Annotated in this window: 22 protein-coding genes; 13 read left to right on the top strand and 9 right to left on the bottom strand. The window is 67.0% G+C overall.

Annotated elements, in window-relative coordinates; translation table 11 throughout:
• Positions 1-6 precede the first annotated feature (6 nt).
• Entirely contained in the window at positions 7-930 is a 924-nt protein-coding gene (locus GM672_RS20080; RefSeq protein ID WP_229417838.1) for a M48 family metallopeptidase, read from the top strand.
• Positions 930-1,832 carry a pseudouridine synthase gene (locus tag GM672_RS20075; protein ID WP_155472314.1) on the top strand — a complete coding sequence of 301 codons (903 nt, stop codon included), beginning with the start codon at positions 930-932 and terminating at the stop codon, positions 1,830-1,832. The genes GM672_RS20080 and GM672_RS20075 overlap by 1 nt, the downstream gene beginning before the upstream one ends.
• Here the strand turns inward: GM672_RS20075 and GM672_RS20070 are convergent.
• Complete coding sequence (locus GM672_RS20070) at positions 1,829-4,840, bottom strand: Ig-like domain-containing domain (protein ID WP_155472313.1); 3,012 nt, start codon at positions 4,838-4,840, stop codon at positions 1,829-1,831. The genes GM672_RS20075 and GM672_RS20070 overlap by 4 nt on opposite strands.
• Positions 4,841-4,960: 120 nt before the next feature.
• Entirely contained in the window at positions 4,961-5,749 is a 789-nt protein-coding gene (locus GM672_RS20065) for an exodeoxyribonuclease III (protein WP_155472312.1), read from the bottom strand.
• A 37-nt stretch (positions 5,750-5,786) separates the two neighbouring features.
• Between GM672_RS20065 and pyrE the strand changes: the two genes are divergently transcribed.
• The 9 genes from pyrE (at position 5,787) to GM672_RS20020 (ending at position 11,939) form a co-directional block, all read left to right on the top strand.
• On the top strand, positions 5,787-6,458 hold the full coding sequence (gene pyrE, locus GM672_RS20060; RefSeq protein WP_155472311.1) for an orotate phosphoribosyltransferase: 672 nt from the start codon (positions 5,787-5,789) through the stop codon (positions 6,456-6,458).
• Positions 6,459-6,522: 64 nt separating this feature from the next.
• Positions 6,523-6,888 carry a hypothetical protein gene (locus tag GM672_RS20055; RefSeq protein ID WP_155472310.1) on the top strand — a complete coding sequence of 122 codons (366 nt, stop codon included), beginning with the start codon at positions 6,523-6,525 and terminating at the stop codon, positions 6,886-6,888.
• Positions 6,889-6,890: 2 nt separating this feature from the next.
• Positions 6,891-7,130: a hypothetical protein gene (locus tag GM672_RS20050; protein ID WP_155472309.1), complete on the top strand. Its 240-nt coding sequence runs from the start codon at positions 6,891-6,893 to the stop codon at positions 7,128-7,130.
• Positions 7,111-7,389 carry a hypothetical protein gene (locus GM672_RS20045; RefSeq protein ID WP_155472308.1) on the top strand — a complete coding sequence of 93 codons (279 nt, stop codon included), beginning with the start codon at positions 7,111-7,113 and terminating at the stop codon, positions 7,387-7,389. Before GM672_RS20050 ends, GM672_RS20045 begins: the two co-directional genes overlap by 20 nt.
• The gene (locus GM672_RS20040) at positions 7,386-8,147 is read left to right on the top strand and encodes a prolipoprotein diacylglyceryl transferase (protein ID WP_155472307.1); all 762 of its coding nucleotides are present in this window, start codon (positions 7,386-7,388) and stop codon (positions 8,145-8,147) included. The genes GM672_RS20045 and GM672_RS20040 overlap by 4 nt, the downstream gene beginning before the upstream one ends.
• Entirely contained in the window at positions 8,134-8,952 is an 819-nt protein-coding gene (locus GM672_RS20035; protein WP_155472306.1) for a hypothetical protein, read from the top strand. The genes GM672_RS20040 and GM672_RS20035 overlap by 14 nt, the downstream gene beginning before the upstream one ends.
• On the top strand, positions 8,949-10,421 hold the full coding sequence (locus GM672_RS20030) for a radical SAM protein (RefSeq protein WP_155472305.1): 1,473 nt from the start codon (positions 8,949-8,951) through the stop codon (positions 10,419-10,421). The genes GM672_RS20035 and GM672_RS20030 overlap by 4 nt, the downstream gene beginning before the upstream one ends.
• 3 nt (positions 10,422-10,424) lie before the next feature.
• On the top strand, positions 10,425-11,291 hold the full coding sequence (locus GM672_RS20025; RefSeq protein ID WP_155472304.1) for an alpha/beta fold hydrolase: 867 nt from the start codon (positions 10,425-10,427) through the stop codon (positions 11,289-11,291).
• Between the two features lie 129 nt (positions 11,292-11,420).
• Complete coding sequence (locus GM672_RS20020) at positions 11,421-11,939, top strand: pyridoxamine 5'-phosphate oxidase family protein (RefSeq protein WP_155472303.1); 519 nt, start codon at positions 11,421-11,423, stop codon at positions 11,937-11,939.
• 24 nt (positions 11,940-11,963) lie between these two features.
• On the opposite strand, the gene GM672_RS20015 is transcribed toward GM672_RS20020, so the two are convergent.
• From GM672_RS20015 to gatC, 7 genes are all read right to left on the bottom strand, one after another.
• The gene (locus GM672_RS20015) at positions 11,964-12,377 is read right to left on the bottom strand and encodes a hypothetical protein (protein ID WP_155472302.1); all 414 of its coding nucleotides are present in this window, start codon (positions 12,375-12,377) and stop codon (positions 11,964-11,966) included.
• Complete coding sequence (locus tag GM672_RS20010) at positions 12,374-13,462, bottom strand: DUF1176 domain-containing protein (protein WP_170300161.1); 1,089 nt, start codon at positions 13,460-13,462, stop codon at positions 12,374-12,376. The genes GM672_RS20015 and GM672_RS20010 overlap by 4 nt, the downstream gene beginning before the upstream one ends.
• On the bottom strand, positions 13,459-14,475 hold the full coding sequence (locus GM672_RS20005) for a DUF1176 domain-containing protein (protein ID WP_170300160.1): 1,017 nt from the start codon (positions 14,473-14,475) through the stop codon (positions 13,459-13,461). Before GM672_RS20005 ends, GM672_RS20010 begins: the two co-directional genes overlap by 4 nt.
• A complete protein-coding gene (locus GM672_RS20000) occupies positions 14,472-15,554 on the bottom strand; it encodes a DUF1176 domain-containing protein (protein WP_155472300.1) in 1,083 nt (360 codons plus the stop codon). Before GM672_RS20000 ends, GM672_RS20005 begins: the two co-directional genes overlap by 4 nt.
• A 156-nt stretch (positions 15,555-15,710) precedes the next feature.
• Positions 15,711-17,171, bottom strand: coding sequence for an Asp-tRNA(Asn)/Glu-tRNA(Gln) amidotransferase subunit GatB (gene gatB, locus GM672_RS19995; protein WP_155472299.1), 1,461 nt, complete (start codon positions 17,169-17,171; stop codon positions 15,711-15,713).
• An 18-nt stretch (positions 17,172-17,189) separates the two neighbouring features.
• On the bottom strand, positions 17,190-18,674 hold the full coding sequence (gatA, locus tag GM672_RS19990) for an Asp-tRNA(Asn)/Glu-tRNA(Gln) amidotransferase subunit GatA (protein WP_155472298.1): 1,485 nt from the start codon (positions 18,672-18,674) through the stop codon (positions 17,190-17,192).
• 103 nt (positions 18,675-18,777) lie between these two features.
• Positions 18,778-19,077, bottom strand: a complete 300-nt coding sequence (gene gatC / locus GM672_RS19985) for an Asp-tRNA(Asn)/Glu-tRNA(Gln) amidotransferase subunit GatC (RefSeq protein ID WP_155472297.1) — start codon at positions 19,075-19,077, stop codon at positions 18,778-18,780.
• Positions 19,078-19,350: 273 nt separating this feature from the next.
• Between gatC and GM672_RS19980 the strand changes: the two genes are divergently transcribed.
• Together GM672_RS19980 and mreC are read left to right on the top strand one after the other, a co-directional pair.
• On the top strand, positions 19,351-20,394 hold the full coding sequence (locus GM672_RS19980; RefSeq protein WP_050409489.1) for a rod shape-determining protein: 1,044 nt from the start codon (positions 19,351-19,353) through the stop codon (positions 20,392-20,394).
• Positions 20,395-20,442: 48 nt separating this feature from the next.
• Positions 20,443-21,432: rod shape-determining protein MreC (gene mreC / locus GM672_RS19975; protein ID WP_155472296.1), on the top strand; the 990-nt coding region annotated here is incomplete at its 3' end.

Here is a 21,432-nt window from a genome sequence, read left to right as displayed (position 1 = left end):
ATAACGATGAAATTTCTCAGACAAAAAACCGCACAGAGCATCACTTTCTTCGTGCTGGCGACCGGCATGCAGCTGGCGTCGGCACAGCAACCCTTGCCCCATACGCCGCAGCAAAGCGCGCAGAAGAGCGACGGCATTCCCGTCACGCGCCTGTCGCGCCTGCGCTTCTTCAGCGACGAGGACGCCGTCAACCAGCAATCCAAGCTGCAGTACGATTCCTTGCTGAAGGAGGCCGACCAGAAGAACGCGCTGTTCCCGGACGACCACCCGCAGGTGCTGCGCCTGCGCGCCATCGCCAAGCGCATCATCCCGCACGTGGGACGGTGGAACCCGGAAGCGGCCGACTGGAAATGGGAAGTCAACCTGCTCAACTCCAGCCAGGTCAATGCCTTCTGCATGCCGGGCGGGCGCATCGCCTTCTTCTCCGGCATCCTCACCAAGCTGAACATGACGGACGACGAAACGGCCATGGTGATGGGCCACGAGATCGCCCACGCGCTGCGCGAGCATGCGCGCAAGCGCCAGGGCGAATCGCAGGTGGCGGCCATCGCCGGCAAGCTGGGCGGCGTGGCCGCGTCGGCGCTGTTCGGCATCGATCCGGCCCTGACCGATTTCGGCGGCCGCCTGGCGGCCCAGGCAGCCGTGCTGAAATTCTCGCGCGGCGAGGAAACCGAGGCCGACCTGGTGGGTATCGACCTGGCCGCCCGCGCCGGTTTCGACCCGCGCGCCGGCATCGCACTGTGGCAGAAGATGGGCGCCGTCAACGCCCGCGCGCCGATCGAGTTCCTGTCGACCCACCCCAGCGGCGACACCCGCATCAGTGAAATGAACAAGAGCATGCCGCTGGTGCTGCCCGTGTATGCGCGCACCCGTGGCACCACCGTCGGCGCCTTGCCGGCTTACCGGACCACGCCGCTGCCCAAGTCGTAATGCCGGGCCCGAAGGAAAGCAGGGCGCCGTTGCCGATGCGCGACGGCGTCACGCCCAGCTACCTGTGGCTGCCCGCGGGCGACTGGCCGGACCTGATCAGCTTCATGGTGGCCAACTACCCGGCCGTGACGGAGGCGCAGTGGCGCGAGCGCATGGCGCGCGGCGAAGTTGTCGCCGCCGACGGCACGCCGCTGGCGCCCCATTCGCCGTACAAGCGCAACCTGCGCATCTTTTATTACCGCGAGCTGGAATACGAAACGCCGATTCCGTTCGAGGAAACGGTGCTGTACCAGGACGAGCACCTGGTCGTGGCCGACAAGCCGCACTTCCTGCCCACCATCCCGACCGGGCGCTTCCTGCAGGAGACGCTGCTGGTGCGCCTGCGCCGCAAGCTGGGTATCGAGGACCTGGTGCCGATCCACCGGCTCGACCGCGAGACGGCCGGCGTCGTCGTGTTTTCCTGTAACGCTGCCAGCCGCGGCGCCTACCAGTCGCTGTTCCAGAAGCGCCTCGTGCAGAAGGAATATGAAGCGCTGGCCGGGCCGCTGCCGGGGCGCGAGTTCCCGTTCAGCTACCGCAGCCGCATGGTCGAAGGCGACAAGTTCTTCACGATGAAGGAAGCGCCGGGCGAACCCAATTCCGAGACCATGCTGGACGTGATCGAGGCGCGGGGCGAGCATGTGCTGTACCGCCTGTGGCCCCACACGGGCCGCCAGCACCAGCTGCGCGTGCACCTGGCCGCGCTGGGCATCCCCATCGTCAACGACGCCTTCTACCCGGTAGCGCTGCCGTGCAAGCAGGACGACGTGTCGCAGCCCCTGAAACTGCTGGCGCGCGCGATCGGCTTTCCCGACCCGCTGACGGGCGAGTGGCGTTGGTTCGAGAGCCGGCGCACGCTTTAACCCAGCGGTATCACCTGCACCGACAGGCCGACCAGCACCGTCACGTCGTCGTCGCTCCACACCTTGTAGCCGCCGGACAGGCCTTCGAAGTCCCAGTCATCGCCAACGAGCTGCACGCGGTCGTAGGCGTCGCCCAGGATGGTCAGCGTGTGGTGGCCCGTCACGTCTTCCACCGCGTCGGCCGAAAGGCGCAAGGTGCTGGCGGTGCTGCCGCCCGTGCCCAGGTTGACACGTTCGATATGGGTGATGATGTCTTCGTAGCGGTCCAGGTCCAGGCTCAATCCGGCCGTGAAGCGCAGGGTGTCGGTGCCGTTGCCGCCGTCGATGCGGGCGATGTTCGTGCCGGAGATGCTGATGGTGTCGTTGCCGCCTTGCGCGAACAGGGCCATGCCCGCCTTGACGGTGAAGTTGCCGTCCTTGCCGTCGCCGATATAGACGCTGGTGGCGCCGTCGATATTGGTCGACAGGTTGCCTGCCGCGTCGGACAGCTGGATGCCGACGGCGCCGCCCGCCGGCACATTGGCGTTCGCGATCTCGATCTTGCCGTGGTTATCGTCGCTGGCCCGTGTCCAGTGGGCACCGCCGTCGACCGTGTATTCGACGATGTCGTCGCCGCTGTTGCGGATGATGCTGCCGTAGAAGCTGACGTTGCTGCCGTTGCCTTCGAAATTGAAGGAGGAATAATCGATGGTCGAGCGTGGCGGCGCGACGTCGATGGTGAACGCGCCCATCGTGGCTTCGCCGCTGGCGGTGCCGGCATGGGCCGGCCCGCTGTACTGGCGCACGACGATATCGCCGGCGCCGTACGTGTGCGACTGCTGGGGCAAGGTAATGCTGGTGCCGCTGCCGGTGGTCCAGTGGACCCCGCCGTCGAGGCTGTATTCCCACGAGCCGCCCGGCTGCAGCTTGCCGACGTCGAGCTGGCGGTCGTTCGTTACGCGGTCGAGGCGTTCGCCCGCGCCGCCGCTGCGGCTGCCCGTGTCCTGGTGCAGCGCCACGGTAGGCGTGGCCGGAATCACGACGGCGCCGCCGGCCGTGGCGAAATGGAGCAGCGCGGCGCCCATCTGCCAGCCAGCGTTGCCCGCGTCGTCCGCCAGCGCCGCCACCGTCGTCAGCGTGTAGGTGGCGTCTTCGTCGAGCGCGTGATGCAGGTCCAGGGTCAAGGTGTTGCTGGCGCCGTCGTACTGCGCTGCAGGCGAACCGCCGGTGAATTCCTGGCGGTCGCCGCGGCTGCTGACCAGCACGAAGGCGGCGTCGCTGGCGATGACGACGTTCTCGTCGAAGCCCAGCACGATTTTGTCGAGCCCGTTGCCGGCGGTGGCGCCTTCGGCCGGCGCCGTGTCGGCCAGGGTGGGCGCGACCGTGTCGAGCGTCACCGTCAGCAGGGGCGCGCTGTCGATGGCATTGCCGGCGATATCGGTCAGTCGCAGGAACAGCGCATGCGCGCCGCCGGGCAGCTCGCCGGTGGGCACGATGGCCATGCTGGCGAAGTTCAGCGTGCCGTCCGTGTCCAGGTCGGCCGCCGTGATGGCGTAGCTGCCGTAGGCCGCGCCGGAGCCGGCCACGCGCACTTCCAGGATGTCGCCGGCCTGGAAGCCCGTGCGGTTCGCCAGGTGCACGGTGACACCCGCCCGGGCGATATTGGTGACGTCGTCTTGCAGGCTGCCGCTGTTGCCGGCGTCGTCCAGGGTCAGGGCCGCGCCCTGCAAGGCACCGCTGGAGGCCGTCGTGTCGATGCGGTAGTGACTGGCCGCGATGGTTTTCTGGGCACCGGCGGCATCGATGACGCGCGCCACGATGGTGCCGGTGCCGGCGCCGGCCAGGTCGACGCCTTCGAGCACCCAGGTGCCGCCGTCCAGCGTGGCGGTGCGCCAGGCACCGCCGTCGATGGCCACCTGCACCGTGTCGCCCGTCGCCAGGCTGGCGTCGTGGACGATGCGGATGGCCTGGCCGCTGCCGACGGCCGTCACCAGGTCGTCGTCGTAACGGCCCGTGTCATGGGCCAGCCCGATGGCAAGGCCGCCGAAACCGGCGCCGGCCCCGCCGTCTTGCACCGCATTGCCGGCGACGTCGAACGCGCCCTCGGCACGCAGGGCGATGCTGCCGCCGGCCGCCGTCGTGGTGAACGTGCCGGTCCACGTCAGGCCGCCATCGTTTGAGGCCAGATCGGTCAGGATCCCGCCGGCGATGTCGAAAGCTGCGCCGTCCAGGCTCGCTACCCGTTCGCTGAAGGCCACCGTCAGCGTGGCGCCGGCGCCGTCGAAGCCTTCCAGATGCAGGGCCGCCAGCACGGGCTGGCCCTGGTCCAGCATATAGGCTTGCGTCAGCGCGGGCGAGGCCAGCGCGCCGTTGACGACCCGTGCCTGCACGGTGCCGCTGGCGGTCAACGTGGCGGCCAGCGACCAGGCGCCGTCGGCGGCCGCGGCAAGCTGCCAGGTGGCGCCGTTATCCAGCGAGACCTGCACCGTGTCGCCGGCCGCCAGCGTGCCAGCGTAATGGCCGCTGATGGTCTGCGCGGCCGTATTCGTGACGAGGTCGACGGCGCTGGCGCCCGTGTCGGCGCTGAAGGCGATCGGGCCCGTCACGGCGGCCGTGGGCGCGCTGGTAGCGACCGTTTTGAAGTTGAGGCGGTTGGCGTCCAGCAGGCCGGTATAGCCGTTACCCGCCAGGTCCTTCAGCGCGCCCGGGTCGATGACGACGCTGTACCCCGTGCCGGCCTTCAGGTCGGCCGTGGGGTTGATGATGACCTTGTTGCCGACGATGGTGACCTGGCTCGTATCGTTGACGTCGATGACGCGCGTCTCGGTGGCCTGGACAATGCGCACCTTCGGTTGCCCGTCCGCGCCGAACGAGGTCTGTGTGGCGCCGTTGGTGATGTAGAACTTGCCGGTGCCGGCCCGCAGCGCCTCGCTGAACGTCAGCTCGATGCTGGCGCCCCGCGCGACAGCATTGCTGTCGTCGGCCGGGGTGGCGGAGAGGAGGGTGGGGCGGATAAGGTCGGCGGGCATGATGACTCCTGGCGGAAAGAACCGTCATCATAGCAAGCCGGCACGTTATTTTGCCTTGAGGAAATCACTTTCGGAAGAATAAATTTGCCCAAAAGCAAAATAACATGCGAAAAACAACACTTAGCAGGTTGGTAAGCACTTACCTGTGTAGTCGATGATCAGTGGCGCGTGGTCGGAAAACTTTTCGTCCTTGTAGACCGAGACGGCCTGGGCGCAGCCGGCGATGCCGGGGGTGGCGACGTGGTAGTCGATGCGCCAGCCGACGTTCTTCGCATAGGCCTGGCCCCGGTTGCTCCACCACGTGTATTGCTCTTCGCGGGGATCGAGGCCCCGGTGCACGTCGACGAAGCCCACTTCGTCGAAGATCTTCGTCATCCACGCCCGTTCCTCGGGCAGGAAGCCGGAGTTCTTCATATTGCCCTTCCAGTTCTTCAGGTCGATTTCCTTGTGGGCGATATTCCAGTCGCCGCAGATGACGACTTCGCGGCCCTCCGCGCGCAGGGTCAGCAGGTGGGGCAGGAACAGTTCCATGAAGCGGAATTTCGCCTCCTGCCGCTCCGGCGACGACGAACCGGACGGGCAGTACACGGAGATGATGGTCAGGTCGCCGAAGTCTGCCCGCACATAGCGCCCCTCGGCGTCGAATTCAGGGCTGCCGAAGCCGATCTTGACGGCGTCGGGTGCGATCTTGCTGTAGATGCCCGTGCCCGAGTAGCCCTTCTTCTCGGCGTAGTGGAAGTGGCCGTGGTAGCCGTGCGGGTTGAGGAATTCTTCCGTCATGTCGGTCGCCTGCGCCTTCAGTTCCTGGACGCAGATGAAATCCGCCGATTGCGTGCCCATCCAGGTGAAGAAACCCTTGCGGGCGGCGGAACGGATTCCGTTCAGATTGGCGGATATGATTTTTGGCATGGATTAAAATACGGGCACTTTGAACGAGGACCGCAATATGAATAGTGTAAAAAATGATGATTTGAGGCGGCAGTTTATCGCGTTTTCCGTCCAGGCGGGAGTGCTGCGTTTCGGCGAATTCACCACCAAGGCAGGGCGCCAGTCGCCGTATTTCTTCAATGCGGGCCTGTTCCACGACGGCGCCACGCTGGCGCGCCTGGCCGACTTCTATGCCCAGACCCTGCTCGACTCGGGCGTCGAATTCGACATGCTGTTCGGCCCCGCCTACAAGGGCATCACGCTGGCCTCGGCCACGTCGATGGCGCTGGCGGCCAAGGGCCGCAACACGTCCTTCGCCTACAACCGCAAGGAAGCCAAGGACCACGGCGAAGGCGGCACCCTGGTCGGCGCCAGGCTGCAGGGCAAGGTCGTCATCATCGACGACGTCATTTCGGCCGGCACCTCGGTACGCGAATCGGTCGAGATGATCCGCGCCGCCGGTGCCGAACCGTGCGCCGTCCTGATCGCGCTGGACCGGATGGAGCGGGGCGGCAAGGACGGCCAGATGTCGGCCTTGTCGGCCGTGCAGGAAGTAAGCCAGAACTATGGCATTCCCGTCATCTCCATCGGCAGCCTGTCCGACCTGTTCGGCTACCTGGCGGCCGATCCGGCGCTGGCCCAGCACAAGGATGCCGTTGCCGCCTACCGCGACCGTTACGGCGTGGCCTGAATCGCCCAATCCGCCGCGGATGTGATTAAATGGAGCAACATAAAAAGGTCAAGGTGGAGCTGCCATGAATATCGCATCGCTGAAGGTGTATGGAGACGAACAAACGCTGGACGACGTCCGTGACGGCCTGCCCAGCGAGCCCGAAGGCATCTGGCGCAAGGGCGACGTGCGGCCGGACGGGCGCGTGCGCATCGACGCCGGCTTCTACGTCAACCTGGGCCAGGACGAAAATCCGGACGCGCTGCTGCGCCACCTGCGCGCCTGGCTGCACGAGTGCGAGGCGCGCGGCATCACCTTCGACGTGCCGCCGATTGCCGCCGAACTGCGCATCGCCATCGTCACGGCCCAGCCGGGCGAGACGCTGGACTTCTCCATCGCCGACCTGACCCTGCTGGTGAACATGGGGATCACCTTGAGCATCAGCCGCTGACCGTGGCCGTCCTGCGCCTGCTGGGCCGGGGATTGCTGACGGCACTGCTGCTGTTCCTGATCCTCGTGGTCGGCTTCTATTCGCTGTATGCGGGCCTGTTCGCGCTCGATGGGTCGAACGCCGGCATCGCGCTGGGCTGCCTGGCCGCGGGCATCGGCGGCGTCTCCCTGCTGGGATGGGCCATCCTGCGGCTGTGGCGCCGCGACAGGAGGGGCATCGGCTATGCCGGATACAAGCGATAGCACGGAACGCCGGCCACTCGGCCTGGCCGGCAGGGTCCTGCGGGGACTGGCGACGGTCCTGCTGTTTGCCCTGATGGTAGGCGGCGGCGTCTGCGGCGTCTGCATCGGCGTGTGGGACATCAAGGCCCCCAGGGGCAATGCGGCCGAAGGCGTCGCGCTGATCTTCTTCACGGTGCTGGGCGTGATCGTCATCGCCTTCCTCGTCCGGCTGATGTGGCGCAGGAAGAAGCCGGAGCAAGAGGGCGACCCGGCGCCATGACGGGCCCCACCCTGTCGCCGGCCGCCGCCCACGTCGCGCACCTGCTGTTCGAGTGGCTGGGCATCGCCGTGGGCGTCCAGCTGTACCGCTGGCAGCGCCGCCGCGCCGGGCAGCCCCCGATGCTGGAGCGCGGTTCGTTCGCCGTCGTCATCGGCTGCGTGCTGGGCGCCGCCATCGGCAACAAGGCCGTGTTCTGGATCGAGATGCCGATGCTGTGGACCGATGCCGCCGCCAACTGGCGCGTGCTCGCTTCGGGCCAGTCCATCGTCGGCGGCCTGCTCGGTGGCCTGGTCGGCGTCGAGGTGGCGAAAAAACTGCACGGCATCACGCGCTCGACGGGCGACCAGTTCGTGCTGCCGCTGGTGGCCGGCACCGTGGTGGGCCGCATCGGCTGCTTCCTGGCCGGCCTGAACGACGGTACCTACGGCCTGCCCAGCGCGCTGCCGTGGGCAATGGACTTCGGCGACGGCATCCCGCGCCATCCCACCCAGCTGTACGACATGCTGTTGGTGCTGGCCATAGGCGGCCTGCTGTGGCGCTGGCGCACGCCGCTCTCGCGCGAGAACGGCCTGGCCTTCAAGCTGTACCTGTCGGCCTACCTGTTCTGGCGCCTGCTGGTGGACGGCATCAAGCCGTTGCCGTACGACTATGGTTTCGGCCTGTCCGGCATCCAGCTGGTGTGCATCGCGGCGCTGCTGTGCTACCTGCCCGGCTTGTTCCGTCAACTGCGCCGCTCGCAATCCCATGTTCCCGCCTGAACGCACCGGGCGCGCAATCGCGCTTGCCCTCACCCTTGCCCTCGTCGTCGCGACCGCCGGTGGCTGCAACGCCATCTATGCCGTCGACCGCATGCAGCATGCCAGTGCGGCGCGCGCGGAGGCGGCGGCGTGGAACGCGCGCATCGCCGAACTGGAGCAGCGCGTGGCACGGGGCGACCCGGCAGCCATGGTGGTGCAGGGCGGCGAGCTGCTGCGCCCGGCCAGTCCAGGCAGGATGGATGCGGCCCGGGCCTACCGGCTGTTCGAACGGGCCGCGGCGCTGGGCAATGGCGATGCCCAGGCCATCCTCGGCCAGACCCTGCTCGCCGGCCGCGTGCCGTTCCAGTTCGACCGCGGCGAGATGCCGTGGCCGGCCGATCCGGCGCGGGGCGCGCACCTGCTGGCGCAAGCGGCCGCGCAGGGCTGCGAATACCGCGGGCGCGAAGGTGAACCCACGTACCGCATCGCGCCGATGGATGTGCTGGCCAGGCATTACGCCGCGCAGGGCCAGCAGGCGGCGTGGTGGACCTGGCTGGCCCGCAGCATCGTCGCGTGCCGCTCGCTCGCTGCCGAGGACTGGTCCCACACGGCGCTGGCCAGGCAGGCCACGCCGGCCCAGCGCGTGGCCGGCCTGTCCGTGATGCTGCTGCAACCGGACAGCTTCGGCGACGAGATCCGTCTGGCCCAGGCCGGCATGAGCGCCGCCGATATTGCAGCCGCCGGGCGGCGCACGGCCGAATTGCGCCGCCTCGTCGCCATCTCCGAACAACGTTACCCGGCGCCGCCGCGCCCGTCATCGCCATGAGCCGCAAGACCCGTCCCTACCTGTTCTACGACACCACGACTTCCGTCTGCTCGACCTGCCTGCATCCCGTCGAGGCCAAGATTATCTTCAAGGACGACAAGGTCTACATGGACAAGTGGTGCGGGGCCCACGGCAGCGAAAGGGTGCTGGTCAGCGACGACGTCGAGTACTACCGGCTGTGCCGCGAGGTCTTCGTCAAGCACCCCGAGATGCCGCAGCGGTTCAATACGAAGATGGAATACGGCTGTCCGTACGACTGCGGCCTATGTCCCGACCATATGCAGCATTCCTGCCTGTCCGTGGTCGAGATCACGGACAACTGCAACCTGAACTGTCCCGTGTGCTACGCCGAAAGCGGCACCCACCGCGAACGCCACAAGCCGTTCGAGGAAGTGCTGCGCATGCTCGATGCCGTCGTCGCCAACGAGGGCGAGGCCGACGTGATGCAGCTCTCCGGCGGCGAACCGACCCTGCACCCGCACTTCTGGGACATCCTCGACGCGGCCAGGGCGCGCCCCATCAGGCACGTGATGGTCAACACCAACGGCATCGTGCTGGCCCAGGACAAGGCCTTCGTCGCACGGCTGGCCGGCTATGCGCCAGGCATCGAGGTCTACCTGCAGTTCGATTCGCTGCGCGCGGAAGTGCACCGCGAGCTGCGCGGCGCCGACCTGACGCGCATCCGCCGGCAGGCGCTGGACAACCTGAACGAGGCGGGCCTGTCGACGACCCTGGTGGTGACGTTGAAGAAAGGCCTGAACGACGGCGAGATCGGCGCCATCATCGACTTCGCGTTGCGGCAGCCCTGCGTGCGCGGCGTGACCCTGCAGCCGATCCAGGATGCCGGCCGCGTCGAGGATTACGACCCGCGCCTGCACCGGCTCACGGTGTCCGAAATCCGCCGCAAGATCGCCGAGCAGAGCGAGCTGTTCACCTTGCAGGACGTGGTGCCCGTGCCCTGCAACCCCGATACGCTGGCGATGGCTTACGCCATCAAGACGCCGGAGCGCACGGTGCCCCTGACGCGCTGGCTCGATCCGCAGACGCTGGTCGAAGGCAGCGGCAACACCATCGTGTTCGAGCGCGACGAGGCGCTGCGCGGCGCCGTCAAGGACCAGGTCTTCAAGCTGTTCTCGACCAATCATTCGCCCGAATCGCAGGCCAACTGCCTGTCCGAACTGATGTGCTGCCTCCCGCTGATCAGCGCGCCGTCGGCGCTGCGCTACGACAATGTGTTCCGCGTGCTGATCGTCCAGTTCATGGATGCGTATTCGCTGGACGTGCGGGCCCTGAAGAAGTCGTGCATCCACTTCGCCCAGCCGGACGGCAAGATGGTGCCGTTCGAGAGCTACAACCTGCTGTACCGCGATGGCCGCAAGCTCGCGCCCATCCGGGCCAGCATCGCCGCCCAGATCGCGCAGCGCAGGCTGGGCGCCACCATTTCCATCGCGGCCTTGCCGCAGGACTGAGCCATGCAATTTTCCGAAGACCGCATCGAGTCGCTTGTCGGCCGCGATGGCGAGCGCCGTTTCATCCACGTCTGGCAGCCGGCGAGCCCGCCCCGGGCGGTGCTGCTGGCGCTGCACGGGGGCATGGCCCACGCGGGCGACTGGGTCACGCCGGCGCTGTATTTTCGCACGCACGGCATCGCCACGGCCGCCTACGACCTGTGCGGCCACGCCAGGGGCCGCCGGGCCGACATTCCCGACTTCGACGTCTTCCTCGAAGAGACGGCCCTGTTCCTGGACTGGGTGCGCGGCGCCTGGCCGGGTGTGCCCGTGTTCGTGATCGGCCATTCGATGGGCGGCCTGATCGCCACGAAGTTCGGCCTCGCGCTGCCGCCCGGCACGGTGGCGGGCTTCATCCTGTCGTCGCCGTACTACGTCAACGCGATTCCCGTGGCGGCCCCGCTGCGCGCGCTCGGCAGCGTACTGGCCCGGCTGGCGCCGACGATGAAGGTGCCGCTCGCGCCGCTGACGGACGTGCTGACGCACGATGCCGCCATCACGGCGCGGCACCACCGCGACGAGGCGGCCGGCCTGCGCGCGAGCGAACTGACGGTGCGCTTCGGCCAGGCGCTGCAGGGCGCGCAGCAGGGCCTGTCGCTGGCGGGGTGGCGCCATCCGCTGCACGTGGTGCTGGCCGGGCAGGACCGCCTGGCCGATACGCCGGCCAGCCTGCGCCTGCTGGGCGACGTGCCGGCCGCGCTGCTGGCCTGCCACACGGAGCCGGACAATTTCCACGAGAATTTCAACGAGATCAACCGGGACAAGCTGTTCGCCCGCATCGACGACTGGATCGGACAGCAGTTGAGTGCACTAACCGCACCGGCCAATTGACCCGGGGTTGTCCGGGCGGCTGGCGCCCGGGGTTATGCACCCCACATTGCGTGCGGCGCGCGTTGGCTACCATGGTTACCATCACTTACTGGCATCAGCCAACCAACCCGGTCATTGAAGGAGCACACCATGGACTCGATCAACCGCAACCAGCCCGAAAAAAACCACGAGAACCTGTCGGGCGAGAAGGCCATCAGTCACATCAAGGATATCGTCGGCGCGGCCAAGAGCTGCTTCTTCGTCACCGCCAAGGGCGTGCGGCCGATGGCCGTGCAGAAGGTCGACGATGGCGGCAACCTGTGGTTCCTCAGCGCCAGCGACAGCCACAAGGACGTGGAAATCGCCACCAACCCGTCCGTGCGCCTGTACTTCCAGGGCTCGCCCCATTCCCACTTCCTGTACATGGACGGCCTGGCCTCGCTGTCGCGCGACCCGGCCAAGATCAAGGAACTGTGGAGCCCGGAATTGAAGACGTGGTTCACGGAAGGGGAAAACGACCCCCGCATCGACGTCATCAAGTTCTCGCCGACGATGGGCTACTACTGGGATAACAAGCACGGCAATCTGGTGGCCGGCGTCAAGATCCTGGTGGGCGCGGCCATCGGCGTCACGCTCGACGATTCCATCGAGGGCACGATCCAGCCGTAAGCAGATGGCCGGTCGCGCGGCAGGTCAGCCGACGGCGATCCCGGCCAGCATGCACAGCACGGTGGCCGCGAGCAGCCAGTTGCCCAGCCGTTTGCCGCGCGCGAAAGCCGAGGCCAGCAGCCAGCCCGACAAACTGAGGAACATCAGGAAGAACAGTTGCGCGGCGATGCCGTGGTAATGGGTGCCGGGCCGGCCCTTGGCCGGCAGGTACAGGTCGTCGACGATGACGCCGTATGCGCCGTAACCGCTCGCCAGCAGTGCCAGCAGCACCGCGCCCAGACCCGCCAGGAACGATACTCTTGGCTTGACGGGTGGTGCGGCCGGCGGGGTCAGGCCGTCGGCCAGCAGATTGGGATGGCCGGGCGTGTACGGACGGGGCTTGCCCGCGTAGCGCCGGTGCTCCTCGAGCAGTTCTTCCGGCGTTTTTTTCCTCGTCATTGCTGTGTCTCCCGTTGCCCGCCGGCGTGCCGCACGGTGGCGACGAAGGTCGGCAGGTCCCAGCCGCCGGGCACGCCCCGGCAGGGGCCGCCGTCGGCGATCCGTGTCTGCACGAAGCGGCGGCCATCCCACGCCCATTGTTCGCTTTCCCAGCAGTCGCCCAGGCCCCGGCCCTTATGGTACATCTCCAGCACGCCCTGCTGGTAGTAGCTGCCCCGCGTCGTCACCAGCTGCGGCCGATACGGCGGGCGCGCGTCGATCACCCAATAAGCGGTGCCGGCGTTGTAGGCGGCCCGGTAGCACAGCGTCGAGACCAGCAGCTTGCCGTTCGATAGCGGCGACACGGCAAGCCGGGGCGGACCGTCTTCCTCCTCATCGTCAGGCTGTGGATGCTCCAGCATGTCGCAGCCATCCTCGCCCACCTGTTGCCGCAACCGGGGCAGCAGGGCTGTCGTCACGGCAGCCGGCAATAGGCGCTCGCCTCGTGCCGGCGCCAGGGCCGGCACCTGGACCAGCGGCGGCGCCAGCGCGGACAGCACGCCGCTTTCCGGCATGCTGCCCTTGCGCACCAGCGCGCCCGGCGTGCCGACGCGCCCCTGGAACTCATCCATCTTCAGCAGCACGGCATTGGCGCCGGCGGTGGACACCTGCCAATTGCCACCGGCGCCCGACCATGCCGGCGCCTCGTCGCCCAGCAGAGCCGCGAGGAAGGCCTCGGTTTGCTGCGGCGACAGGTTGCGGCGCATGGTGCGGGCATCGGGCAATACGCTGCCGTAAGCGCGTTCGCCGACCCGCATGGTCAGCCCCGAGGCGGCCGCCGTGGCCGGGACGGCGTCGTCCGGCAGGATTTTCAGTTCGATGGAGACCGGTTGGCCCGGCCCGGCCTGGCGCGTCAGCAGCACGGAGGCGACGGCCGACTCGCCATCCTGCACGCTGTAGCCGGCTGCCCGGCACGTGCGCGTGTTGTCGCACACCAGGTGCCAGTCCTTGTGGGTGAATACCAGATGGGGCGGTGCCGCGGCGGCCGGCAGGGCCACGGTTCCCATGATTGCCATGAGAACGATACCGTGCAGGCGGCGGATCATGGGCGCGCTCCCGCCAGGCGTACGTCGGTGACGAAGGTGGGCAGTTGCCAGGCGCCGTGCATAAAGCGGCGACCGACGCAGTTCCCGGCGGTGAACACTCGGGCCAGTACGATCTCGCGCCCGTCCCACATGCGTGCTTCGCCACTGCTGCAGTCATGCATTGCATGGATGCTGCGCAGCGTATTGTCCCGTACTTCGGTAACATCTTCCGCGACCAGTTTCGGAGCGTAGGGAGCTTGACGGTTGACCGTCCAGAAGGCCATGACCGTTTCGCGGGCGCTGAAGCAGATCGAAGAAACCAGCAGCCGAGCCGCGTCCAGTCGGCCGACCCGTAGTTCCGGGCCTGCCGGAAGCAAAAGCCCTTCGCAATCCTGGCCGGCCGGAGTCGCGCGCAGCGCGGCCGCCATGGCCAGCTTGGTGGCAACGGGCAGCGTGAGCGGGGCGGGCAGGGGATGCGCGCGAACCACCGGCGCGGAACGGGCCGCTGGAACCGTCTTCTCCGGACGCGTACCCTTTCGCACGGCCGCCCCAGGGGTGCCGAGGCGACCCTGTATCTCGTCGATTTTCAGTAGTACCGCACTGGCGCCGGCATCGGAAACGGTCCAGGTACCAGTGGCGTGGGAGAGCGTCAGCTTGCCGTCGTGGCCAGGCAGTGCGGCCACCAGCATCGCCACCTGGGCAGCCGACAGGTGACCGTTCAACGGAGCTTGGCCGGCAGCGCTGCCGCCGATCGTCAGCATTGCGGTACCCGCACTCTCGCCGGGCCGTTCGCCGTGAGCATCGTCGATACGCAGCACGGCCTGGAACGCTTGATGCGGACCGGCCGCGCGCGTGAGCAGGAGCGAGACCGGTGGGCCCGCGTCGTCGATGGCGTTATACCCCACCGCCCGGCAAGTGCGCGTGTTGTCGCACACCAGGTCCCAATCCAGGTGGGAAAACGTGACACCGTCCGTGCCGGCAGCGGCGTGGCCGGCGGCGCACAGCACGGCCAGCGTGGCCAGCAGGCGTTTCATCCGCCCGCCCGTTTCGCCTTGCGCACCGTGCTGACGAAGGTCGGCAGGCGCCATGCCCCGCCGGCGGCCACCAGGCGGCACATGCCCGTGGTTTCGGACAGGCTCTGCACGAAGCGCGTGCCGTCCCACACCCATTCCTCGTGGCTCCAGCAGTCGCCCAGTCCGCGGCCCTTCTGGGCGGCGACGATGGTGCCGTCGTCATAGTCCGAGGCCTTGTCCGTCACCAGCTGGGGCGAGTAGGGTGGCTTGGCGTTGATGACCCAGTAGGCCGAGCCCATGTTGTAGGCGCCCGTCCAGCACGTCGTCGACACCAGCAGCCTGGCCGGAGACAGGCGCTCGACCTGCAGCTCTTCCTCGACCTTGGCCGCCTTTGCCAGACCGGTGCAGGTATCTTCCTCGAAATCCTTGCGCAGCTCGGGCAGCAAGGCCACCAGGGCCGCGCGCGGCAGCACGGACTTGCCGGTGGGCGCCGGCACGGGTGCGGCGACGATGACGGGCGCCGGTACGGCAGGCAGCACGCTGTCCTCGCTCTTCGCGCCCTTGCGCACCAGCGCGCCCGGCGTGCCGACGCGGCCCTGGAAGTCGTCCATCTTCAGCAGCACGGCGGTGGCGCCGGCGCCGGACAAGGTCCAGCTGCCGCCCTTGTTCGACCACGTCACCGTGCCCGTCTGCGTCAGCGCCTCGACCAGCGCGTCGGTCTGCGCCGCCGACAGGCGTCCGATCATCGTGCCCTTGTCGACCGCCACATTGCCCAGCGCGCGGCCGTTGACCTTCATCGCCGTCGGGCCGGCGCGTGACGGCCCCCCTTCGGCTTCGTCGTAGCTGCCGATCTGCAGCTCGGCCGTCACGACCTGGCGCGGACCGGCCTTGCGCGTCAACAGCACGGAGACGGCGCGCTCGTCGCTTTCGGACTGGTAGCCGGCGGCGCGGCAGGTGCGCGTGTTGTCGCAGGCCAGTTCCCAGTCCTTGTGCGTGAAGCCCACGTCGGGCGGCTCGGCGGCGCCCGCCTGGGAAGACGACAGGAGGACAAGGAAGGAAACTGCGGCAACTACGGCACGGGCGGGCGGATAGGAAGGCATGGCGGCGGTGTTCGTTGATCGATGCGCAAACGCGCGCTTCGGGCCGCATCATACCCGCAGCAGGGGGGCTGGAATCTCGCCAATTATCACAAATGCCATGCGCGCCAATGAAAAAAGGACGCCGTGGCGTCCTTTCCTGGGCAGTGGACGGCTGCTTCAGCCGGCCAGCCTGGCCTTCAGCAGCTCGGTCAGCTGAGCCGGATTGGCCTTGCCTTTCGACGCCTTCATGGCCTGGCCGATCAGCGCATTGATGGCCGCTTCCTTGCCGGCCCGGTACTGCTCGACGGACTTGGCGTTGTTGGCAATGACTTCATCGACGATGGCTTCCAGCGCGCCCGTGTCGGAGATCTGCTTCAGGCCGTCGCGCTCGATGATGACGTCGACCAGGTTGTCGTCGTTCGAGGCCGCTTCCCACATCGACGCGAAGACCTTCTTGGCCGCGTTGTTCGAGATGGTGCCGTCGGCGATGCGCCGGATCATATTGCCCAGCTGCGCGGGCTTGACGGGGGCGTCGGCGATGTCGACGTCCTGGCGGTTCAGGGTCGACGACACGTCGCCCATCAGCCAGTTGGCGGCGGCCTTGGCGTTGTCCTGGCCGGCCGTGGCGACGACGGCCTCGAAGTAAGTCGCCATCGCCTTCGACGACGTCAGCACCAGCGAATCGTATTCCGGCAGCTTGTACTGGCCCACGAAGCGCTCGCGCATCACGGCCGGCAGTTCCGGCATGGCCGCCTTGACGCGCTCGATCCATTCCGGCGAGATGGCCAGCGGCGGCAGGTCCGGGTCGGGGAAGTAGCGGTAATCCTGGGCGTCTTCCTTGCTGCGCATTTCGCGCGTTTCCTTGCGGTCCGGGTCGTACAGGCGGGTGGCCTGCACCACCTTGCCGCCGTCCTCGATCAGTTCGATCTGGCGGCGCACTTCCACGTTGACGGCTTCCTCGATGAAGCGGAACGAGTTCAGGTTCTTGATTTCGCAGCGGGTGCCGAATTCGGTCTGGCCCTTCGGGCGCACCGACACGTTGACGTCGCAGCGGAACGAGCCTTCCTGCATATTGCCGTCGCAGACGCCCAGCCACATCACCAGGCCGTGCAGGGCCTTGGCATAGGCCACGGCTTCCTGGGCGCTGCGGATTTCCGGCTCCGAGACGATTTCCAGGAGCGGCGTGCCGGCGCGATTGAGGTCGATGCCGGACATGCCGTGGTAGTCCTCGTGCAGGGACTTGCCGGCGTCTTCTTCCAGGTGGGCGCGCGTCAGGTTGACGGTCTTGGTGACGAAGCTGCCGTCCTTCTCATAGCCGAAGGTCAGCGAGCCGCCCTGCACGACCGGATCGTCCATCTGGCTGATCTGGTAGCCCTTTGGCAGGTCGGGGTAAAAGTAGTTCTTGCGCGCGAAGATCGAGCGCGGCGCGATCTTCGCGCCCACGGCCAGGCCGAAGCGGATCGCGCGATCCACCGCCTGCTTGTTCATGACCGGCAGCACGCCCGGCAATGCCAGGTCGACCGGGCTGGCCTGCGTGTTCGGTTCGGCGCCGAACGCGGTCGGCGAACCGCTGAAGATTTTCGAGCCGGTCGTGAGCTGCACGTGGTTCTCGAGACCGATGACGACTTCCCATTCCATGATGTTCTTCCTTAGTTCTTAGATGCCGGCAGGAGCCTGCTGGTGCCACGTGGTCGCCTGCTGGAACTGGTGCGCGACATTGAGCAGTTTCGCTTCGGCGAAGTAGTTGCCGATGATTTGCAGGCCGACGGGGCGCTTGTCGTTCTTCTCGCCGGCGCCGAAGCCGCAAGGGATCGACATGCCGGGCAGGCCGGCCAGGCTGGTGGAGAGGGTGTAGATGTCGGCCAGGTAGTTCGCCACCGGGTCGTCCGCCTTCGAGCCGAGGTCCCAGGCCACGGTGGGCGCCACGGGGCCCATGATGACGTCGCACGAGGCGTTGGGGCCGGACAGCACGTTGGCGAAGTCCTGGGCGATCTTGCGGCGGATGCGCTGGGCCTTCAGGTAGTAGGCGTCGTAGTAGCCGTGGCACAGCACGTAGGTACCGACCATGATGCGGCGCTGCACTTCGGGGCCGAAGCCCTGGGCGCGGGTCTTCTTGTACATGTCCTGCAGGTCCTTGTAGCCCTCGGCGCGGAAGCCGTAGCGCACGCCGTCGAAGCGCGACAGGTTCGACGAGGCCTCGGCCGGCGCGATCATGTAGTAGGCCGGGATCGACAGGGCCGTGTTGGGCAGCGAGATGTCGACCAGGGTGGCGCCCAGCTTCACGAACTGGTCCAGCGCGGCGCGCACGGCCGCTTCCACGTCGGCCGCGAGGCCGGCGCCGAAATATTCCTTCGGCACGCCGATGCGCAGGCCCGTCAGGGGCTCGTTCAGGTTGCGCGTGAAATCCTCGTGCACGCCGCCCTGTTCCGGCGTCAGGCTGGTCGAGTCGCGCTCGTCGAAGCCGGCCATGGCGGACAGCAGCAGGGCGCAGTCCTCGGCCGTCCGGGCCATCGGGCCGCCCTGGTCCAGCGACGAGGCGAAGGCGATCATGCCGAAGCGCGACACGCGGCCGTAGGTGGGCTTGATGCCCGTGATGCCGCAGAACGAAGCCGGCTGGCGGATCGAGCCGCCCGTGTCCGTGCCCGTCACGGCCGGGGCCAGGCGCGCGGCGACGGCGGCGGCCGAGCCGCCCGAGGAGCCGCCCGGCACGGCCGTCTTGTCCCACGGGTTCTTCACGGCCCCGAAGGCGGAGTTCTCGTTGGACGAGCCCATCGCGAACTCGTCGCAATTGAGCTTGCCCAGGTGGACCATGCCGGCCGCATGCAGCTTCTCGACGACGGTGGCGTCGAACGGGCTGACGTAGTCGGCCAGCATTTTCGAGCCGGCCGTGGAGCGCCAGTCGCGCGTGACGAAGATATCCTTGTGCGCAATGGGCACGCCCGTCAGCGGGTGGGCATTGCCGGCCGCCAGGCGGGCATCGGCGTCGGCCGCCTGGGCCAGGGTCAGCGCGCGGTCGACGTGCAGGAAGGCATTCAGGTCGGACGCTTCGATACGGTCGAGGAAATGGGTGGCCAGCTCGGTGGCGGAAATTTCCTTCGCCTGCAGCAGCGAGGACAGCTCTTTGATGGTTTTCGTATGCATGATGGATTGGACGCCGGACGAGGGCCGCGCTGGCGCGGTTCCCGTCCGGCCCCCCTTTAAGCTAGGGTTGACGGGCGCAGTGCAGGAAAGCGGCGGGACCGGATCAGTCGATCACCTTCGGCACCAGGTACAGGCCGTCCTCGGTCTTCGGCGCCACTTTCTGGTAGTCGTCGCGGCGGTTCGGCTCGGTCGGCACGTCGTCGCGCAGGCGCAGGGACACCTCCATGTGCGCGGCCAGCGGATGCGACAGCGGCGCGACGCCTTCGGTATCGACCGCCTGCATCTGTTCGGCCAGCGCGAAGATGCCATTGAGCTTGTCCAGCATGGCGGCCGAATGCGGTTCGTCCATTTCCAGTTGGGCCAGGTGGGCAATGCGTTTTACGTCGGGGAGAGTCAGGGACATGGCGGATGGCGCGGGGCGCGTTTAATTGTTGTATCTTGTCGGATCAATAAGGCAATTGTAAAACACGCTATCTGGCGTTAAAACCCTGGCAATGCCGTGCAAAACATCGGTTGCGTGCCTGCACGTTTGAGTGGATTTAGCGTAAATAGCCTTTAAATTATAAGGTAGAATGGCGGGTTGATGCGTTGCTGGCGCCCACAGGGCTGCGTCACCGCCTCTGACAGGACACTTTGAACAACTGCCCACGCGCGGGCATAGCGCTACAGGATACTCATGTTTGGTTTTTTACGCAGGTACATCTCGTCGGATCTGGCCATTGACCTCGGCACGGCAAACACCCTCATTTACGTTCGCGGTTCGGGCATCGTGCTCGATGAACCATCCGTCGTGGCGATCCGCCAGGAAGGCGGCCCGAATGGCAAGAAGACCATCCAGGCTGTGGGCAAGGAAGCCAAGCAGATGCTGGGCAAGGTGCCAGGCAATATCGAGGCGATCCGCCCGATGAAGGACGGCGTCATCGCCGACTTCACCGTCACCGAGCAGATGCTGAAACAGTTCATCCGCATGGTGCACGACTCCAAGTTCTTCCGTCCTTCCCCCCGCATCATCATCTGCGTGCCTTGCGGCTCGACCCAGGTCGAGCGCCGCGCCATCCGCGAATCGGCACTGGGCGCCGGCGCTTCGCAGGTCTACCTGATCGAGGAACCGATGGCCGCCGCAATAGGCGCAGGCCTGCCCGTCTCGGACGCGACCGGCTCGATGGTCGTCGACATCGGCGGCGGTACCACGGAAGTGGGCATCATCTCGCTGGGCGGCATGGTCTACAAGGGTTCCGTGCGCGTCGGCGGCGACAAGTTCGATGAAGCCATCGTCAACTACATCCGCCGCAACTACGGCATGCTGATCGGCGAACAGACGGCCGAAGCGATCAAGAAGGCCATCGGTTCGGCCTTCCCCGGTTCGGAAGTGAAGGAAATGGAAGTCAAGGGCCGTAACCTGTCCGAAGGCATTCCCCGTTCGTTCACGATCTCGTCGAACGAGATCCTGGAAGCGCTGACGGACCCGCTGAACAATATCGTGTCGGCCGTGAAGAACGCGCTGGAACAGACGCCGCCGGAACTGGGCGCCGATATCGCCGAAAAAGGCATGATGCTGACGGGCGGCGGCGCGCTGCTGCGCGACCTGGATCGCCTGCTGATGGAGGAAACGGGCCTGCCGGTGCTGGTGGCCGAAGACCCGCTGACGTGCGTCGTGCGCGGTTCCGGCATGGCGCTGGAGCGCATGGACCAGCTGGGTTCCATCTTCTCCTACGAGTAAGCATTGTAAAAAAAGGGCGGCGCAAGCCGCTCTTGCTTTAATGGGTTTATGGAATACAGTCCACCGCCACTATTCAAGCAAGGCGCGTCGGCGCGCGCCAAGATGATGGTCTTCGCGTGCATCTCGATCGCGCTGCTGCTGGTCGACTCCCGCCTGAACGCGCTCTCGGTGGCGCGCCAGGTCGCCGGCACGGTGCTGTATCCGCTGCAGGTGGTGGCGATGGTGCCGCGCGACGCGCTGGTCGGCATGGGTAACTACTTTTCCTCGCTGTCGGCACTGGAAAAGCAGGTGCGCGACTTGAAGCAGCAGCAGATCGCCATGGCCCAGACCCTGCAACAGGCGCAACTGACCCAGGCCGAGAACAACCAGCTGCGCAAGCTGATGGACGCGCAGGAAAAGGTGCCCGGCAAGACCATGCTGGGCGAAATCCTGTACGACGCCCGTGACGTCTTCACCCGCAAGGTCATCCTGAACCGCGGCAGCCAGCAGGGCGTCAAGCCCGGCCTGCCCGTGATCGACAACCAGGGCGTGGTCGGCCAGGTCACGCGCGTGTTCCCGTTTACTTCCGAAGTGACGCTGCTGACCGACAAGGAGCAGGCCATTCCCGTGCAGGTGCTGCGCAACGGCCTGCGCAGTATCGCCTATGGCCGTGGCCAGTCCGGCAACCTGGATCTGCGCTTCATGGAACCGAATGCCGACGTCGTCGTGGGCGATATCCTGATCACCTCCGGCATCGACGGCATCTATCCGGCCGGGCTGGCGGTGGCGCGCGTGACCCAGGTCGAGAGCAATGCCAATGGCGCGTTCGGGCGCATCGTGTGCCAGCCGCTGGCGGGTATCCAGCGTAATACCCAGCTGCTGATCCTGATGACATTGCCGGAACTGCCGCCGCGCCCGGCCGAGGAAGAACTGACCAAGCCGGTCAAGAAGAAGGGCAAGGACAGCAAGGAAGCCAAGGACGCGGCCGCCAAGCCGGCGGCCGGCGCCACCGCGGTTCCTGCTGCCACCGCGCCCGCCACGGCGCCAGCCGCCACCACG

Origin of the sequence: Pseudoduganella buxea, from assembly GCF_009720835.1 — a bacterium.
In the GTDB taxonomy this organism is placed as follows: domain Bacteria; phylum Pseudomonadota; class Gammaproteobacteria; order Burkholderiales; family Burkholderiaceae_D; genus Rugamonas; species Rugamonas buxea.
Note: the sequence above shows the minus strand (reverse complement) of the source record. Positions and strands in the feature narration are given on the sequence as shown.